The 18,429-nt window shown below is 73.6% G+C and carries 14 protein-coding genes; 8 read left to right on the top strand and 6 right to left on the bottom strand.

The window, feature by feature from the left end:
• From F6X68_RS18695 to F6X68_RS18675, 5 genes are all read left to right on the top strand, one after another.
• A partial coding sequence (locus F6X68_RS18695; RefSeq protein ID WP_225852287.1) for an ATP-binding protein occupies positions 1-2,993 on the top strand: 2,993 nt, incomplete at its 5' end.
• Between the two features lies 1 nt (position 2,994).
• Entirely contained in the window at positions 2,995-4,962 is a 1,968-nt protein-coding gene (locus tag F6X68_RS18690; protein WP_151455498.1) for an MFS transporter, read from the top strand.
• Positions 4,959-5,516, top strand: a complete 558-nt coding sequence (locus F6X68_RS18685; protein ID WP_151455497.1) for a hypothetical protein — start codon at positions 4,959-4,961, stop codon at positions 5,514-5,516. The genes F6X68_RS18690 and F6X68_RS18685 overlap by 4 nt, the downstream gene beginning before the upstream one ends.
• Entirely contained in the window at positions 5,513-6,679 is a 1,167-nt protein-coding gene (locus F6X68_RS18680; protein ID WP_151455496.1) for a M23 family metallopeptidase, read from the top strand. Before F6X68_RS18685 ends, F6X68_RS18680 begins: the two co-directional genes overlap by 4 nt.
• Positions 6,680-6,692: 13 nt before the next feature.
• On the top strand, positions 6,693-7,295 hold the full coding sequence (locus F6X68_RS18675) for a hypothetical protein (protein ID WP_151455495.1): 603 nt from the start codon (positions 6,693-6,695) through the stop codon (positions 7,293-7,295).
• A gap of 3 nt (positions 7,296-7,298) precedes the next feature.
• Here the strand turns inward: F6X68_RS18675 and F6X68_RS18670 are convergent, their stop codons facing one another.
• Positions 7,299-7,862, bottom strand: a complete 564-nt coding sequence (locus F6X68_RS18670; RefSeq protein WP_151455500.1) for a hypothetical protein — start codon at positions 7,860-7,862, stop codon at positions 7,299-7,301.
• A 195-nt stretch (positions 7,863-8,057) separates the two neighbouring features.
• Between F6X68_RS18670 and F6X68_RS18665 the strand changes: the two genes are divergently transcribed.
• Positions 8,058-10,607 carry an FtsK/SpoIIIE domain-containing protein gene (locus F6X68_RS18665; protein WP_151455494.1) on the top strand — a complete coding sequence of 850 codons (2,550 nt, stop codon included), beginning with the start codon at positions 8,058-8,060 and terminating at the stop codon, positions 10,605-10,607.
• A complete protein-coding gene (locus F6X68_RS18660) occupies positions 10,604-11,368 on the top strand; it encodes a hypothetical protein (protein WP_225852286.1) in 765 nt (254 codons plus the stop codon). The genes F6X68_RS18665 and F6X68_RS18660 overlap by 4 nt, the downstream gene beginning before the upstream one ends.
• Before the next feature lie 53 nt (positions 11,369-11,421).
• Here F6X68_RS18660 and folE read toward each other — a convergent pair whose 3' ends face one another.
• The 4 genes from folE to F6X68_RS33600 all read right to left on the bottom strand — a co-directional run bounded on the left by folE (position 11,422) and on the right by F6X68_RS33600 (position 15,459).
• Positions 11,422-12,087 (bottom strand): GTP cyclohydrolase I FolE, encoded by a 666-nt coding sequence (gene folE, locus F6X68_RS18655; protein WP_121401600.1) that lies wholly within the window; start codon positions 12,085-12,087, stop codon positions 11,422-11,424.
• Between the two features lie 38 nt (positions 12,088-12,125).
• Positions 12,126-14,150: an ATP-dependent zinc metalloprotease FtsH gene (ftsH, locus tag F6X68_RS18650; protein ID WP_132238612.1), complete on the bottom strand. Its 2,025-nt coding sequence runs from the start codon at positions 14,148-14,150 to the stop codon at positions 12,126-12,128.
• A 493-nt stretch (positions 14,151-14,643) separates the two neighbouring features.
• Positions 14,644-15,219: a hypoxanthine phosphoribosyltransferase gene (gene hpt / locus F6X68_RS18645; RefSeq protein ID WP_151455493.1), complete on the bottom strand. Its 576-nt coding sequence runs from the start codon at positions 15,217-15,219 to the stop codon at positions 14,644-14,646.
• Positions 15,220-15,321: 102 nt separating this feature from the next.
• Complete coding sequence (locus F6X68_RS33600) at positions 15,322-15,459, bottom strand: hypothetical protein (protein WP_192581456.1); 138 nt, start codon at positions 15,457-15,459, stop codon at positions 15,322-15,324.
• Between the two features lie 150 nt (positions 15,460-15,609).
• On the opposite strand from F6X68_RS33600, the gene F6X68_RS18640 reads away from it, so the two are divergent.
• Complete coding sequence (locus F6X68_RS18640; RefSeq protein WP_132238610.1) at positions 15,610-16,566, top strand: GlxA family transcriptional regulator; 957 nt, start codon at positions 15,610-15,612, stop codon at positions 16,564-16,566.
• Positions 16,567-16,633: 67 nt separating this feature from the next.
• On the opposite strand, the gene F6X68_RS18635 is transcribed toward F6X68_RS18640, so the two are convergent.
• Entirely contained in the window at positions 16,634-18,274 is a 1,641-nt protein-coding gene (locus F6X68_RS18635; protein ID WP_151455492.1) for a gamma-glutamyltransferase family protein, read from the bottom strand.
• Positions 18,275-18,429 lie beyond the last annotated feature (155 nt).

The raw sequence follows: 18,429 nt of genomic DNA, 5'->3' as shown, positions 1-18,429 counted from the left end.
CCCACCGGACCGGCCACCCGGCCGACGCGGCTCCCCGGACCGGCCAGCCGGCCCACCGGACGGCTCCGGGGGTGGTACCGGCCGCCGACCAGCCCCCGGCCGACGCATACGAGCCGCCCGCCCGACCGGCCAGGTCCCGGGTGCCGCACCAGCCCGGGGACCGGCTGCCCACGCTCCGCCCACCGGCGGAGGCGGAGGACCTGCCGCCCGTCGCGGCGGCGCCGCCGGCGTCCCACCCGGCGCCCCGCCAGCACGCGGCACCGCTTGACCCGCCCGCGCCGGGCCCGGCGTCCGAGCCGACGTCCCGCCGCACCGGGGAGCGCCCGCCGGAGCGGGCCGGCCGGGAGGTGGCGCCGCCGCGCCAGCGCTCCGCCGGCCGGCGCGACCAGCCCGTCAAGCCCACCAAGCCCACCCGGGTCAAGCCGCCGAAAATCAAGTTCGGGGACCGGGACCCGGCGGTCGAGCTGGCCATCACCGAGATCGCCGGCCACCTGACCTTCACCCCCAACACCGTCACCGCCTGGTACTGGCTGCCCGAGGTGCGCTGGGCGTTCCGGCCGGACGCCGAACGGGAGGCGCTGCTCTCGGCGATCTCCGAGCAGTACGCCGGCCTGGCCGGCTTCCGCCTGCACCTGCGGCGCACCACGCGGCCCTTCCCGGCCGACGAGTGGGCCCGCACCATCGACGCGCACACCGCCGCGCCGCTGCCCGACGTGCCCGGCACCGCCGGTTGGGGCGACCACCTCGTGGCCGCGCAGCGGCACCTGCTCTCGGTCAACCACGCCGAGGGGCAGACCTACCTCGGCGTCACCTTCGCCCGGCGCGCCCTCGGCGACTCGCTCACCGAGCGGCTGCTGCGCACCTTCGGCCGGGGCGTCGCCGAGGGCGAGCGCCGCAAGCTCGGCCGCACCGTCGAGCAGTTCGACGAGGTGCTGGGCGCATTCGGCATGCGCGGCCGGCGGGTCACGGCACAGGAACTGGAATGGCTGCTCTACCGCTCGGTGGCGCTCTGCATGGCGCCGCCCGGTCAGCTCTCCCCGCTCACCGACGGGCAGTGGGAACGCGGCGACCTGCTCGCCCTCACCGAGCAGGTCGAGCGCTACCGCACCCCGTACGGCTCGACGGTCAAGCTGGTCAACCGGATGACCGGCGAGGAACGGCACGTCGCCGTGCTGGCGGTCGGCCGGATGGAGCCCCTGGAGATCCCCGAGCGGCACGAGCCCTGGCTGCACTTCCACGAGCGGCTGCCGTGGCCGATGGAGCTCTCCACCCGCGTCGACATCCTCGGCTCCGGCGACTCCTTCCGTAACCTGGAGCACCGGCTGCGGATGATCCGCTCCCAGCAGCTCGACTACGCGGAACACGGCATCGACGCCCCGCCCGAGCTGGAGCGGCTGGCCAAGCGCGCCCTGGTCATCGGCGACGAGATGACCACCGGGCTGCCGGTCGACTCCGCCCGCGCGCACGGCTGGCACCGGATCGCCGTCGGCGGCCGCAACCGCGAGGAGTGCCTGGAGCGGGCCCGCCGGCTGATCCAGCTCTACTCCCGCGAGCTGCGGATCTCGCTGCAACACCCGAAGAACCAGGACTGGCTGGCCCGCGAGTTCATCCCCGGCGAGCCGATCGCCAACACCGGCTACGTCCGGCGGATGCCGGTCAACCTGCTCGCCGCCGCGCTCCCCCAGGCCGCCTCCACCGTCGGCGACCGGCGCGGCGACCTCATCGGGCGCACCGCCGGCACCTGCCGCCGGCCGGTCTTCCTCGACCTGCACTTCCCGATGGAAGTACGCGAACGCTCCGGGCTCGCCGTCTTCGTCGCCGAACCGGGCGGCGGCAAGTCCACCCTGCTCGGCGCACTCGGCTACCTCGCGGCCCGACGCGGGGTCCAGGTGACGCTGCTCGACCCGTCCGGCCCGCTCGCCCGGCTCTGCGCCATGCCGGAACTGCGGCCGTACGCGCGGGTGCTGAACCTGACCGGCTCCGAGCACGGCACCCTGGCCCCGTACTCGCTCATCCCGACGCCGCTGCGCAGCGAGTTCGGCACCGGGGCCTCGGGCGACCGGGAGTTCGAGATCGCGGTCTCCAACGCCCGCGCCGAGCGGCGGATGCTGGTGCAGGACATCTGCATGATGCTGGTGCCCCCGCAGGTCGCCCGGGAGGCGTCCACCGCCACCCTCTTCCGGCACGCCGTACGCCAGGTGCCGGCGGAGGAGACCTCCACCCTGGACGACGTGGTCGCCTGCCTCAGCCAGCTCGACGACGACGCCGGCAAGGAACTGGCCAACCTGCTGCTCGACACCGCCGAGATGCCGCTGGCCATGCTCTTCTTCGGCCGCCCGCCGGAGGGACTGCTCGGCGCGGACGCCGCCCTCACCGTGATCACCATGGCCGGGCTGCGACTGCCCGACCTGAAGATCGAGCGGGAGTACTGGTCCGCCGAGGAGGCGCTGGCTCTGCCGATGCTGCACACCGCGCACCGGCTCGCCGTACGCCGCTGCTACGGCGGCTCGATGTCGTCGCGGAAGCTGGTCGGCCTGGACGAGGCGCACTTCATGGAGGGGTGGCGCTCCGGACGGTCGTTCCTGGTCCGGCTCGCGCGCGACTCCCGCAAGTGGAACCTCGCCGCGCTGGTCGCCTCGCAGAACCCGCGGGACATCCTCGGCCTCGACGTGCAGAACCTGGTCTCGACCGTCTTCGTCGGCCGGATCGCCGAGGACGCGGAGATCGCCTCCGAAGCGCTCCGCCTGCTGCGGGTGCCGGTCAACGACGGCTACGAGGCCACCCTGGCCTCCCTCTCCACCGCCGACGCCACCAGTTCGAGCCGGCTCGGCTTCCGGGAATTCGTCATGCGGGACGTCGACGGCCGGGTGCAGAAGGTCCGGGTCGACGTCTCGTACGTCGACGGGCTGCTGGACCACCTCGACACCACCCCCGCCGCGATCGCCACGGCGGCCGGGGTGCTGCCGGCAATCCTGCCGAACATGGAGGCGTGACATGGCGCGGGCCCGGGCACGGTTGGCGGCGTTCCTGCTCGCGCTCGGCGTACTCGCCGGGGCCACGATCGGCTGGCCGGCCGTCGGCGCCATGGCGGCCGCCCCCGCACCGCTGACCGCCCAGGCGAAGGCCGAGCTCTGCACCACGCCGGAGTGGCAGGCCGACTTCCGCGCCTGCGTCGCCAAACTGAAGGAAGTCGCCGACTCAGAGGTCAAGTGCCGGAACGCCCCGACTCCCGGTGCGCCCGACTCCGGGCTCGCCGGCTGGTTCGCGTCCCGCCCGGAGTCGGCCACGAAGCCGGGCCCGAAGGGCTTCTACAGCGACTACGGCTACGCCGGATACAGTTACTCCACGTACGACGTCGACAGCGGCTGCGCGACCGCGGTGCTGCACCCCGACTACAAGTTCACCAACACGGTCGCCAATGGCGAGTTCATGATCGCCACGGCGATCGTGGGCGCCTCGAACGCGCTGCGTGAACGCGCCTGGGATCCGCGCTCGATGTGGGGCTGGGCCGATCCGCTGGTGGACCAGGCGACCAAGGCCGTCTACCAGAAGGTGTTCAGCGTCTTCGGCATCGTCACGCTGTGCGTGGTCGGCCTGTACCTGCTCTGGCGCTCCCGCCAGTCCGACATGAGCAACGCGATGACCACGGCGGGCTGGGCCCTGCTGGTGATGGTGGCGGTGACCGCCCTGGCCGCCTGGCCGGTCAAGTCGGCCAACATCGCCGACGGCACCCTCGTCACCACCCTGGGCGTGGTCCACGACGCGGTCGGCCCGGCCACCAAGGACACTCCTCCAAGTCAGTGCGACGACCCGAATCCGGAGGCGTGCAAGGACAACCGTCCTCCCGCCGTGCGGGCCAGTGACACAGCCACCGAGGCGATGCTCTACCGCAACTGGCTGCGGGGTGTGCTCGGCTCGGCGGACAGCGAGACCGCGAAGAAGTACGGTCCGGCCCTCTACGACGCGAAGTCGCTCTCCTGGGAGGAGGCGGCAAAGCTCCGGTCGAATCCGGCCACGCGAGAGGCCACCATCAAGGCCAAGCAGCAGCAGTGGGCGCGGGTCGCGCAGCAGATCGAGGCCGAGGACCCGGAGGCGTACGAGTATCTCCAGGGCGTCCGGGACATGGACCGGGTTGGCTCCGGATTCATCGCGGTGCTGGCCGCCGTGCTCTTCGCGATGTTCGACCTGACCGCCTCGCTGCTGGTGCTGCTGGGCTTCCTGATCTTCCGCTGGGCGGTGATCGCCGCGCCGATCCTGGGCACGGTGGGCCTGATGCGCCCGGCCAGCGGCGGGTTGCGGCGGTTGGCGAACGCGGTGGTCGCCGCCGTCTTCAACATCGCCATCTTCGGCACCGGTGCCGCCATCTATCTCTTCGCGGTCGACCTCATCATGAGCACGCCGACCCTGCCCGGCTGGCTCCAGGTGGTGCTGGTATGGCTCTGCGGCGTGGTCGGCTGGCTATTGCTGCGTCCCTATCGACGGATCACCCAGCTGGGCGGCAAGGACAGCAGCGAGGCGGTCAGCTCGGCTGGCTCGTGGCACCGGCGATTCTTCCGGGACATGCGCACCGCCGCCCGGCTCGACGTCGCTGAACCCGGCGGCACGGCCGAGCCGGCGATGGGCCGGCGTCGGGCTGTCGTGGCGGAGCAGCCCACCCTCCGGCCCGAGGCCCGGCGGGAGGATCCAGCGCACGCCGCCACCCGCGGTGGGCATGCCGCCAAACCCGGCAGGGAGGAGCGGCAGCGGCCCGACGGCCGCGAGTCGGCCGCCGAGAAGGGAGCCCCCTCCGAGGAGAGGGACGCCTCCCGCCCGGTCGCCCCTCGACCCCGGCGGCGGCAGCCGGCCACCTGGACGGAGCCGGACGTGCCGGACGAAAACCCCTCGTTCGTCATCTACCGTCCCGGGTCCACGGACCGCGAGCCTGACCGGCCCACTCCCCGGATCCGCTCAGAGGCGCGGTGAGCGCGGTGCGGCGGGCGATCGAATTCCTGGTGACCCGGGTCCTCCGGTCCCGGTTCGGCGTCGCCATCGGCATCGCCGTCCTCGTGTTCGGGATCATCGGAGCGGCACGGCTGGTCTCCGGGCCCGGTGACCCCACCTCCGGGCTCAGCAACCGCCCCAACCAACCGATCACCACGGTCGACCCGACCGCCGGCGACGACGGGGCGTTCTCCACGGGCGCTCCCCCCTCCCCCGTCACCCGCCCCGGCGAACTGACGCCCGAGCAGACCGCCGAACGCTTCGTCGCTGCCTGGCTCGGCAAGCCGGGCACCACGGCGGAGCAGTGGCAGGAGGGCCTACGTCCCCTCTCCACCCCGGTGCTGACCGACAAGCTGGCCGGCGCCGACCCGTCCGGGGTGCCGACCGGTCAGGTCGACGGCGACGTCACTCTCCGGTCCCGGGCCGAGAACTTCGTCGAGGTGCTGGTTCCGCTCGACACGGGTCAGCTCCGCCTCGAACTCGTGGCGCCCGACGGGCGATGGCTGGTGGATGCCGTGGACTGGGAGCAGAAATGAGCGACGGGACGCGACCGCGCGGTCGACAGCTCCGACTCGGCGCACTGGCCGCCGCGTTGACGGCAACGCTCGCCCTGCTCTGCTGCACCGGCGGTGCGGGGGCCTTCTTCCTCACGGAACTGGGCGGCGAGTCCACGGACATGACCCCGGTGAGCATGGACTGCAAGGAGAACTACCGGGTCGATGTTCGCGGCAAGATCCCTCGGATGTCCGGCTACGGTCAGGTCCAGCTTCGTAACGCCGCTCGGATCATCAAGGTCGGGCAGGAGATGAAGGTGCCGCCGCGCGGATGGGTGATCGCCGTGGCGACCGCCATGCAGGAGTCCCGGCTGCGCAACCTGGCGAACCGGACCGTCGGCGAGTCCGAGGACATCCCCAACGAGGGGGTCGGTGCCGATCACGACTCCGTCGGGCTGTTCCAGCAGAGGGCGAGCTGGGGCACCGTGGCGCAGCGGATGACGCCCGAGTACGCCGCCCGGAAGTTCTACGAGAAGCTGGTCAAGGTGCCCGGCTGGGAGACGATGCCGCTGACCCGGGCCGCGCAGGCCGTGCAGATCAGCGCCTTCCCGGACGCGTACGCCAAACACGAGGACGTGGCCAGCCAGATCGTCAACGCGCTGGCCGGCGGAGCTGCCCGGATCGCGCTGATCGACGGTAGGAAGGCCTGCGACCGCGCCGCCGCCGGGCAGATCGCCGCCTCGGGCTGGACGGCTCCCATCCCCGGCGGCGTCGGCTCGGGCTTCCAGACCGCAAGCCGTCCCAATCACAACGGGGTCGACATCGCCGCGCCGAAGGGCACCGATATCCGGGTAGCGGCCACCGGACGCGTCCTGATCTCCCGGTGCGACCCGGACAAGAGCGGCCGGCGCACCTGTAACGTCGACGGCTGGCCGAACAAGGGCGGCTGCGGCTGGTTCGTCGACGTCCTGCACGCCGGTGGGTTCATCACCCGCTACTGCCACATGGTCAGCAAGCCCCGGGTCAAGGTCGGCCAACTCGTCGAGGCCGGCACGGTCATCGGCGAGGTGGGCAGCAGCGGCAACTCCTCCGGCCCCCACCTCCACTTCGAGGTGCACGAGGACGGAGACAGGAGCAGCCGGGGGGCCATCGACCCGGTGCCGTTCATGCGCTCGCGTGGCGCGCCACTCAAGGGCGCGGAATGAGACGCTCGCCGTCATGAGCGACCCGCTTCCCGACCCGTTCGCCGACCATCCGGACTGGGCGCCCCGACCGCCCCGACCGATCGAGATCGTGCCGGCCACCGGGCGCGTCGAGCTCCGCGGGCAGCGCGTGCTGGTCGGCCTGCCCGGACTCGGCTGGCGCGGTGACCTCCGCGCCGACGACCGGGTGGTGCAGGGCAGCCGGACCTACGTGCCGGTCATCCCCGAGCACGAGTGGTACCGGGCAGAGTCCGACCAGGTGGAGGTCTTCGCGCCGCTGGTCCCGGTCGAGCGGGTCTGGGTGGAGACGGTGGGGGCCCGGCGACCGGACGCGTCGGTGGATCGCGAGACGGGCGTCCGCCTGGTCTCGCTGGACGCCCCGCCGCACCGCGCCCCGACCCCGGTCTTCGAGTCGCACGCCGTCACGGGCCGCCGGGTGGTGCACGTGGTGGAGTCCGTCGAGCACCGGGACCTGCGTGCCGTCACCGAGACCTACTCCGGCGCGGAGGGCGACATCTGCGTCCGGGTTGCGCCGGAGGTGGAGTGGTACCGCTGGGCCTGGCGGGGCCAGCCACCGACCACACTGGAGGTTCCTGTGCATCTGCTCTGGATCGAGTGACGGTCAGTCGGCCTTACGGCCACTACAGACCCGCCAGCCTTCGTCTCTTTCCACCACATCGAAGACCCAGTCCTCACGCCTGCTGCTACGGGGCTGGCCGTTGGCTGAGCCGGAGATGGTGAGCGTTGTGGCAACTGATTCGCCCTCGCTCGTCTCAGTTCGGGTGAGCGGCCCCCAACTGACTCTGACCACGACGCCGAAGTTGGCCTCACGCTGCTCGATCTCGCTACGCAGTCCGAGGACCCCAGCCCGATCGCCGCTTCCCTCGCAGGTGAAGAGGTTGGCGCGGGTGTCGTTGCGGTCCACGAGGAAGGCGCGGAGGTAGTTGTCCACCACCACGTCGGGCGCGCTGCGGTCCGGGGCCGCGGCCCGGTTGTAGAGCACGAATCCGGCGGCCACTCCGCCGAGGCAGAGTGCCACGACGACGCTCGCGACCACGGTGACCATGGTGCGCAGCCGCCGCCGTGGCCGCTCCGGCACCGGGGCCGGCGAGGGCGGCGCCAGGTGGTCGGAGGGGGGCCGTTGCGCCGGTACGCGGGAGACCTGGGAACCGGCGGGGGGCTGCACTGATTCCACCCTCTGAGGCTAGCGGCTGGACGCGGTAGACCCAATGCCCCAGATCCAGCGGATCGTGACGGACCACTCCCCATCGGTGAGTTCCACGACATCCCCGGCGCAGTGCCGCCGCGCATCCCGGACGAGTCGGCCCGACTGGGTTACGGTCTCTGCGCGGGGAGGGGTTGTCGACCTCGGGCGGAGGGGGTGGACGCGGTGGCCGGTCCGAAGGCACGCACCAACCGCGCCGCCGCACTGCACCGGCGGGCCGCCGCCACCGCGACCGCCGCCGCGAGCGTCCTCGACGACACCCGGCCCGTTCCCGCCGACCAGCGCCGCCAGTACGAGTTGGCCGACCGCCTCCGGTCCGCGGCGGCGGTGCTGGCCCCCGGCTGGGCGGGCGCTCCCCTGGAGACGGTGGCACCGACCACACCGGCCGGTGAGGGGCCACCTCCCTTCGTCCGGGTCGGTACGGCGGCACCGCTGGACGACGCCCGGTTCCCCGCGCTGGTGCCGTTGCTCGGCACGGGTCACCTCTCGGTGGACGTGGACGCCCGGGATCCCCGGGTGGCGGGGCTGCTGCGGGGCGTACTGCTGCGGCTGTTGGCGGCGACCCCGGCCGGGGCGCTGCTGGTCCGCGCGGTGGACGCGACCGGCTCGGCCCTCGCGCCGTTCGCGCCGCTCGCGGACGCGGGCCTGCTGCCGCCCCCGGCGGTGGACGTGGCCGGGCTGCGGGCCGTGCTCACCGAGGCCGAGCAGTGGGTGACCCCGGGGTCGAGCGGGCGACGCCGGCACGACCGGACGCTACTGCTGGTGATCGCCGCGCTGCCCGAGTCGACCGGTCCCACCGACCTGGCCCGGATCGAGGCCCTGGCCGAGCCGGGCCGGTCCGCAGGGCTGCACCTCGTGGTGGCGGGCTGGCCCCCGGCAGGCGACCGGGAGCCGCTGCCGCGCGCGACGACGCTGGCGGTCCGGACCGCGTACGCGCTGCTGGGTGACCCGCCGGGCGGGTCGTTCGCCGGCCCGGGCGCCGAGCCGCCGGGCGGGCTGAACTCGCCGGTCTTCATCGAGGCGGATCCGCCGGCCGAACTCGTCGACGCGGTCTGCCATCGGCTGGCCGCGCAGGTGGAGGCGGGTTCCCGGCTGGCGCTGACCGACCTGCTGCCGGCGGCCGACGAGGAGCTGTGGACGGCGAGCGGGGTGGGCGGGCTGACCACGACCGTCGGGGACGCCGGTGGCCGTCCCGTGTCGCTCGGCTTCACGGAGCTGACGCCGCACTGGCTGGTCAGCGGCCGCTCGGGCACGGGTCGCTCCACGTTCCTCACCACCGCGCTGCTCGGCCTGACCGCCAGGTACGGCCCCGAGGAGCTGGCTCTCTACCTGGCGGATCTCGCCGACGCCGAGTCCTTCGTGGAGTTCCTCCAGACCGAGCGGGACCGGTCGTGGATCCCGCAGGTGCGGGCCGCCGCGATGGCCGCCGACCGGGAGTACGTGCTGAGCCTGCTGGACGAGCTGGTGGCGGAGGTACGCCGGCGCGAGGAGGCGGGTGCCCGGGCCGGCGGGCAGCGCTTCGCCGAGCTGCGGCAGCACCAAGCCATGCCCCGGATCGTGTGTGTGCTCGACAATCTCCCGTTGCTCTTCGCCGAGCGGGACCGGCTGGCCGCCGACGCCACCGCCCGGCTGGACGCGCTGGCCCGGACCGGGCGCGCGTACGGGGTGCACCTGGTGCTGGCCGGCGAGGGCGACCTGGGGTTGGGCTCACGTACGGACCGGGACTCGGTGCTGGGGCAGTTCCCGGTGCGGGTGGCGCTGCCCGGTGGGGGCGCCGTGCTGGAGCCGACGAACGACTCTGCCGCCGGGCTGCCGGTGGGCAGCGCGGTGGTGAACACCGCAGGCGGGCTCGGCGGGCCCCGGGGCGCGATCCGGGGGCACGAGCGGATGGTCCGGTTCCCGGATCCGCAGGACCACCCCGACACGGTGGAGGCGCTGCGGCACCGGCTCTGGTCGGCCCGCCCGGAGGGGGCCACCCCGCCGGTGGTCTTCGCCGGCTACGCCCGCCCGCTCCTGCGCAACGATCCCCGGCACCGGGCCGCGCTCGCTGGGCAGGCGCCCGGTCCCGCCGCCCTGCTGGGTCGGGCGGTGGACGTGCCCCGGAGCACCGTCGCCGTGTCGCTCGGGCCGGCTCCGGGGCGGAACCTGGCCGTGCTCGGTCCCGGGCCGGAGGCGGCCCGGCTGCTGGTCACCGCGGCGCGCAGCGTGGCGGTGCACCACGCGCCGGGGGCCGCCCGCTTCGTGCTCGCCGCGCCGGACGAGGAGTGCCGGCCGGTGGCCGAGGCGTTGGCGACCGAGCTGGCCGGGCGGCATCCGGTGGACATAGTGGACCTGACCGGCCTGCTCGCCGCCGTGGACGACGCCGTGCCGGCCTACCTGGTGGTCTTCGGGCTGGACGTGCCGACCCCGGAGCAGCTGCCTCCGGAGCGGCTGCGCGCGCGGCTGCTGGAGGGCCCGCCCGCCGGCCGGCACCTGCTGGGCCGCTGGCGAACGGTGCCGTCGTTCGCGGCGCTGCTCGAACCCGAGGGCGAGGTGGACAAGCTCGCCGCCGTGGCCGTGGTGGACCTGCCGGGTGCGCAGCTGACGTCGGTCTTCGGGCGGCAGGTGCAGTGGCGGCCCCGCCCCGGCCGGGCGGTGCTCTGGGACGGTCCCGGCGAGCAGGGCACCGTGCTGGTCCCGTTCGGCGAGGAGGGGGAGCCCGGATGACCCGTGGCGGGGCACGGACCACGACGGGGCACGCCGCGCCGGGGCGGCAGCGTTCCGGCGCCGACCCGACGCCGGAACGCGCCGACACGGCCGGGCAGGCGGAGAGCGTCGGGGGCGTCGACCCGGTGCGGGCCGCGTGGACCGAATACCTCGCCGCCGCCCGCCAGCTCGACGGGGTACGCCGCGACGCGGCCACCGCCGCCGGCGAGCAGGCCCGGTCGGTGCAGGCCGCCCGCGAGGAACTGACCGCCGTACGCACCCGGCTGGCGTCGCAGGAGGCCCGGCTGCACGAGCGGGGCGTACCGCCGATCTCGCTGGTCCCGACGCCGCCGGAGCTGACCGAGGCGACCCGGGCGATGGCGGGCGGGCCGGCGGCGGTGCTGGCCGCACTGCGCACCGCCCGGGGCCGGGCGGACGCCGCGGACGCGACGCTCGCCGCGCGTGGGCTGCCCCGCCTGGCCGCCTGGCCGCCGCGCCTGCGGAACCTGCTGGTGTACGGGCCGCTGGCGCTGCTGGTGCCGGCGATCCAGCTGGTGTTGTTCGTGGCGAGCGGCACCGGGGCGGCGAGCGTGGCCGCGCTGGTCTGCGGGCTGCCGATGCCGGCGGTGGCGTTCGTGGCGGGCTGGATCGGCGTCGGGCGGCTCTTTCCGCCGCCGGCGGGCGGCCGGGTAAAGCGCACGGCCCGGCTCGGCGCCCTGGTGTGCCTGGTCCCGGCGGTGCTGGTCAGCGCGGGCCTGTTGCTCGCGATGCTGGCCGGCTGACGCGCGGCGGCCGGCCGACCCGGGTGTGGGTTCGGCCGGCCGGTCTGTCGCGGTCAGCGGGGGATGATCAGCGCCATCGCCTCGGCGCGTGACTTGGCGTCGCGCTGGAGGGTGCCCCGTACGGCCGAGGTGATGGTCTTGGCACCCGACTTCTGGATGCCGCGCATCGCCATGCACATGTGCTCGCATTCGAGCACCACCACCACGCCGCGCGGCGCGAGCCGCTCCATCAGCAGGTCGGCGATCTGCGAGGTGAGCCGCTCCTGGACCTGCGGCCGGCGGGCGAAGACCTCGACCAGCCGGGCCAGCTTCGACAGGCCGGTGATGCGGCCGTCCGGCCCGGGAATGTAGCCGATGTGGGCGCTGCCGCGGAACGGCAGCAGATGGTGCTCGCACAGGCTCATCACGTCGATGTCCCGGACGAGCACCAGCTCCTCGTGGTTGGCCTCGAAGGTGGTGCTGAGCACCTGGGCCGGGTCGACCCGGAGGCCGGCGAAGAGTTCGGCGTACGCCCGGGCGACCCGGGCCGGCGTCTGCTGGAGCCCGTCGCGGTCCGGGTCCTCCCCGACGGCGATGAGGATCTCGCGGACCGCCTTCTCGATCCGCCCGAGGTCCATGGTCTCCTCGACGGGCCGACCGGTGAGCTTGCCGCTGATCAGGCGCGCGGCGACGTAGTCGAGGGTGTCGTCGCCGTCCGGCTCGGTCGCGGAGACGGCCAGTCCCCGGTGCTCCCGGGAACTGGCCGTCGGGTCCGTGCTCAGTGCGTACCGTCCGAGTTGTTGGAGTTGTTCGAGGTGCCGCCGCCCACCGTCGCCTGGGCGCCGTCGGCCTGGGCCTGCACCTTGAGCGCGTCCTTCTCCGCCGGCGTGAGCACGGGCGGCTCGGTGGAGGGCTGGCGCTTGCCGAAGCCGTTGTACGGCGCCATCGGCGGCCGCTTGGCCACCCGGGCGCAGATCCGGGCCATGTCGGCGGTGGAGAGGGTCTCCTTCTCCATCAGCTCCAGCACGATGTTGTCCAGGACGTCCCGGTATTCCACCAGGATCTCCCAGGCCTCGTCGTGGGCCAGCTCGATCAGCGCCCGCATCTCGCCGTCGATCTCGGCGGCGACGACGTCGGAGTAGTCCCGCTCGTGGCCCATGTTGCGGCCGAGGAACGGCTCGTCGCCGCTGGTGCCGTACTTGATCGCGCCGAGCTTGGAGCTCATGCCGTACTGCGTGATCATCGCGCGGGCCAGCTGGGTGGCCTTCTCGATGTCGTTGCCGGCGCCGGTGGTCGGCTCGTGGAAGACCAGTTCCTCGGCGGCCCGGCCACCCAGCGCGTACGCCAGGGTGTCGACCATCTCGGCGCGGGTCTGGGTGTACTTGTCCTCGGTGGGCAGGACCAGGGTGTGGCCCAGCGACCGACCGCGGGACAGGATCGTCACCTTGTGCACCGGCGCGGCGTGCGGCAGCGCCCAGGCGACCAGCGCGTGCCCACCCTCGTGGTACGCGGTGATCTTCTTCTCCTGGTCGCTCATCACCCGGGTGCGGCGCTGCGGACCGGCGATCACCCGGTCGATCGACTCCTCCAGGGAGTCGTTGCTGATCGCCCGCTGGTCCTTGCGGGCGGTGAGCAGCGCGGACTCGTTGATCACGTTGGCCAGGTCGGCACCGCTGAAGCCCGGGGTACGCCGGGCCACCGCGTCGAGGTCGACGTCGGGGGTGAACGGCTTGCCCTTGGCGTGCACCCGCAGGATCGCCTTGCGGCCCTCCATGTCGGGGGCGTCCACCGGGATCTGCCGGTCGAAGCGGCCCGGGCGCAGCAGCGCCGGGTCGAGGATGTCCGGCCGGTTGGTGGCGGCGATCAGGATGACCCCGCCCTTGGTGTCGAAGCCGTCCATCTCGACGAGCAGCTGGTTGAGGGTCTGCTCGCGCTCGTCGTGACCGCCGCCCATGCCGGCGCCGCGGTGGCGGCCGACGGCGTCGATCTCGTCGACGAAGACGATGGCCGGGGCGTTCGCCTTGGCCTGCTCGAAGAGGTCGCGGACCCGGCTGGCGCCGACACCGACGAACATCTCCACGAAGTCCGAGCCGGAGATCGAGTAGAAGGGCACCCCGGCCTCGCCGGCGACGGCGCGGGCCAGCAGCGTCTTACCGGTGCCGGGCGGGCCGAAGAGCAGGACGCCCTTCGGGATCTTGGCGCCCAGGGCCTGGTACTTCGCCGGGTTCTGCAGGAAGTCCTTGATCTCGTGCAGCTCCTCGACGGCCTCCTCGGCGCCGGCCACGTCCGCGAACGTGGTCTTCGGCGTGTCCTTGGTGATCATCTTCGCCTTGGACTTGCCGAAGTTGAGCACCCGGGAGCCGCCGCCCTGCATCTGCGACATGAAGAAGAGCAGCAGGAGCACCAGCAGGGCGATCGGGAGCAGGTTGACCAGCAGGCTCACCCAGATGCTGTCGGACGACACCTCGACGTTGGCCGGGCCGGTGACCCGGTTGTTCGCCTTGGCCTCGAGGACCTCGTTCCAGACCTCGTCGCCGACCTCGTAGGGGAACTGCGCCTCGATCCGGTCGGTGTCGGTGTCACCGAACTTGGCCTTGTCCTTCAGGTCGAGCCGGAGCGTCTGCTCCTTGTCCTGGAAGACGACCTTGTCGATGCCGCCCTTGTTGAGCTGGTCGAGCGCAATGGAAGTGTCCACCCGGTGGTAGCTGGGACCAGCGGTGAACAGTTGACTGAGCACAACGGCGCCGAGGATGACCAGGATGATCCAGACCACCGGTCGGCGGAAGAAACGCGTACGTTCCATGCTGTTGTCGAGCGCCGAGGCGCCCGCATCCTCCTGATCGACGTCCTGACCGTCTGATGGTGTCGCCGCCTGTGGCGGCGGCCGGAGCCGCCGTGCGGGCCGGCTCGACCCCGAGGCACGAAACTGCCGCGCCGCGGTCATTCGACGGTACACCGTGCACGCGAGGAGTGAGCTTGCGAGCCCCGCAGTCGCGCACAAAGGGAACAGCTGTGCGCGCACCGAGCGAGCTTGCGAACCCCGCCATCGCGCACGATCCGATCATCGTGCGCGCGTGGAGCGCGCTTGCGAGCCCAACAATTACGCGTAGGGCGAACCGGGTCCAACCGGCGTGACGGGAGCTCCGCGCCCGGCCTCCCGTCCGCCCGGTCCCGCGGTTCGAGGGGTCGGGCGTGGAGGATGCCTCCACGCCACCGGCCTCTACCGTAGTCCGAATCGCTGAGAGCCCGCTGAACGTCCGCTCGACCGGTGCCGATGTGACCGGGCCGGCGAGGGCTCAGGTGCGGGCGTACACCTCAGGCTTGAGCACCCCGACGTAGGGCAGCTCGCGGTAGCGCTCGCCGAAGTCGAGGCCGTAGCCGACGACGAACTCGGTCGGGATGTCGAAGCCGACGTACTTCACCGGCACCGGCACCTTGACCGCGTCCGGCTTGCGGAACAGCGCCACCACCTCGACGCTCGCGGCCGAGCGGGACTCCAGGTAGCGCAGCAGCCAGGACAGGGTCAGGCCGGAGTCGACGATGTCCTCGACCACGACCACGTGCCGGCCGGCGATGTCCCGGTCGAGGTCCTTGAGGATGCGGACCACGCCGGAGGAGGTGGTGCCCTGGCCGTAGGAGGAGATGGCCATGAAGTCCAGCTCGGCGGGCGGCCCGCTGCGGCCCAGCGCCCGGGCGAAGTCGGCCATGAACATCACCGCGCCCTTGAGGACGCAGACCAGCAGGAGCCCGTCATCGACGTCGGCGTAGTCCGCCGACACCTGCTTGGCGAGTTCCGCGGTCTTCTCGCGGATCTGCGCCTCGGAGATGATCACGTGGTCGATGTCGGCGTCGTACCAGGAGCCGTCAGCCATGGCTCCTAGCCTGCCGTACGCCGGATGGCCTCCGTCGGCGGGGCCGCCCCTTCTGGGCGCGGTCCCACCACGGATGAATCCTGACGAAGGCCGCGAACCACCTCAGCAGGCACGCGACCGCCAGCGGCGACCGTCGTCGGACGGCTTCCAGTCGGCCGAGTCCCGGCTGTCGGCGGTGAGGCCGGCGGCCGAGGCCAGGGCCAGGAGGACGAAGAAGAAGAGGAAGAGCAGGATCTCCATGGCGGCGCTCGCTTTCGCATGGTTGCTGTCGTTTTCGCCGCCGGTGCGCACCGGACTGGAACCAGTCTCCGCCGGCCACCGCCACCCGGACAGTGGCAGGAATGCCACTCCCCCTCGATTTCCTGCCAACCGCACGGTTACCCTCGTCACATGCTCAGATCGGTCGCCGTCCTCGCCCTGGACCAGGTCGCCACGTTCGAGCTCGGGGTCCTCGCCGAGGTCTTCGGGACCGACCGCACCGCCGACGGGTTCCCCGACCACCGCTTCCACGTGTGCAGCCCCGACGGGGCCCCGGTGCGCACCTCGTCGGGCTTCCACCTGACCCCGCACGCCGACCTCGGCCCGATGGAGGAGGCCGACCTGGTCGCCGTCCCGGCCCATCACGGCACCGTCGTGCCCGGCACGGTGCTCGCCGCGCTGCGCCGCGCCGCCGACCGGGGGGCGTACGTGTTCAGTGTCTGCTCCGGCGCGTTCGTGCTGGGCGAGGCCGGCCTGCTCGACGGCCGGGAGTGCACCACCCACTGGCGGTACGTCGACGAACTGCAACGCCGCCACCCGACCGCCAGGGTCCGCTGCAACTCGCTCTACGTGCAGGACGGCCGGCTGCTCACCAGCGCCGGCACGGCCGCCGGCATCGACGCCTGCCTGCACCTGATCCGCCAGGAGCACGGCTCGGCGACGGCCACCCGGCTGGCCCGCCGGATGGTGGTGCCCCCGCACCGCGACGGCGGACAGGCGCAGTACATCGAGGCACCCATCCCCGAGACCCCTGAGGCGCCGACGCTGGAGCCGGTACTGGAATGGCTGATGGGGCACCTGGACCGCCCGGTCACCGTCGACGAGCTGGCCGCGCGGGCGGAGATGTCGCCGCGCACGTTCGCCCGGCGTTTCCGCGCCGAGACCGGCACCACGCCGCACGACTGGCTGACCAACCAGCGGGTGCTGCTGGCCCGGCGGCTGCTGGAGGAGACCGGGCTCAGCGTCGAGGCCGTCGCCGACCGGGCCGGCTTCGGCGACTCGGCGGCGCTGCGGCACCACTTCGCCCGCCGGGTCGGCGCCACCCCGCACACCTACCGGACCACGTTCCGCGAACGCGTGGAGGCCTGAGCCCCGGACCCGCGACGTCGGACCGCGGCACCGGGAGCGGGGCCGACGGCACGCCCGGGGGCTCCGGTCACCAGCCGAGCATCCCCCCGCCTACCCGGGGCTCCGAGCCGACGACGTAGCCGCCGTCCGGCAGTCGCCAGATCGCCTGCCCGTGCCCGAAGACCCCCGTCTCCTCCGCGACGGCGATCTCGTGCCCCCGGGCCCGCAGCTCGTCGACCGCGGCCCGCCCCTCGGCGGTGGCGACCAGCTCCGACTCGACCAGCACCGACCGGCCTGCGTGCCAGTACCAGCGCGGCGCGTCCAGCGCCGCCTGCGGGTCGAGCCCGCCGTCCAGGGTCGCCGAGACGAGCTGCACGTGCCCCTGCGGCTGCATGTGCCCGCCCATCACCCCGAACGGGCCCACCGGCCGCCCATCGCGGGTGAGGAAGCCGGGGATGATCGTGTGGTAGGGCCGCTTCGCCGGCCCCACCACGTTGGGGTGGGCGGGGTCGAGGCGGAACCCGAGCCCCCGGTTCTGCAGGGCGAAGCCGTGCCCGGGCAGCACCACGCGGGAGCCGAACGCCAGGTAGGTCGACTGGATCAGGCTGACCATCATGCCGCCGGCGTCGGCGGTGCAGAGATAGACCGTGCCGCCGCGCTCCGGGTCGCCGGCGGCCGGCTCCCCCGCCCGCTCGCTGATCAGCGCGCGGCGGGCCGCCGCGTACGCCGGCGAGAGCAGCGCCTCCGTCGGCACCGGCACCCGCTCCGGGTCGGCGACGTGGGCGTGCGCGTCGGCGAAGCCGAGCTTCATCGCCTCGATCTGCCGGTGCAGCCGCTCGGCGAGCGACAGCCCGGCGAGGTCGGCCCCGTCGAGGATGTGCAGAGCCAGCAGCGCCGCCAGGCCCTGCCCGTTGGGCGGCAGCTCCCAGACCTCGTGCCCCCGGTAGCGGGCGGACACCGGAGTCACCCACGTCGAGGCGTGCCGGGCCAGGTCGTCGCCGGTGATCAGGCCGCCGGTGCGGGCGGCGTGCGCGGCCAGCGCCTCCGCGATCCCGCCCCGGTAGAAGTCCTCCGCCCCGGTGTCGGCGATCAGCCGCAGGGTCCGCGCCGCGTCCGGGTTGCGCCAGCGCTCCCCGGCCCGGGGCGCCCGGCCGCCGGGCGCGAACACGCGGTCGAACTCGGCGAACTCCGCGCCGGTCGGGCCGGGCGCGGCGAGCGCACGCGACCAGATCCCCGACACGCCGGGGGAGACCGGGTGACCGTGCTCGGCGTAGCCGATCGCGTCGGCGAAGAGATCCGCGAAGGGCAGCGAGCCGAACCGGTCGTGCAGGTCGCGCCAGCCGGCCGGGGCGCCGGGGACGGTCACCGGCAGCCAGCCCCGGGCGGGCATCGCCGGCCCGGCCCGCTGCGCGCCGCCCAGGGCGTCGACCGGGGCCGCGCCGCGCCCCCCGGTCGCGGCGAGCACCAGCTCGCGGGTCAGGGCCGCCGGGGACCGGCCGGAGGCGTTGAGGCCGTGCAGCCGCTCGCCGTCCCAGACGATCGCGAACAGATCGCCGCCGATGTCGTTGGACGGGGGCTGCACCACGGTCAGGGTGATCGCGGTGGCGAGGGCCGCGTCAACGGCGTTGCCGCCGCGTCGCAGCACGGCCAGGCCGGCCGCCGCGGCCAGCGGCTGGCTCGTCGCCACCGCGCCGTGCGGCGCGAAGAGCGGCTGTCGGGGGTACGCCATGCGCCATGTCTACCGCCTCCCGGCGGATCCCGCGGCCCCGGAACCGGGCCCCGGGCCGACGGACCGGCGCCCGGGCCACGGGGTCACCGTCCGGCGGAGCGGATCAGCGGGAGCCGATGGCGGCGAGCCGGCCGTCGCGGCGCAGCACCCGCAGC

The organism is Micromonospora sp. AMSO12t (assembly GCF_008806585.1).
Taxonomy (GTDB): domain Bacteria; phylum Actinomycetota; class Actinomycetes; order Mycobacteriales; family Micromonosporaceae; genus Micromonospora; species Micromonospora reichwaldensis.
The sequence above is the reverse complement of the archived record's forward strand: the minus strand, read 5'-3'. Positions and strand labels throughout refer to the sequence as shown.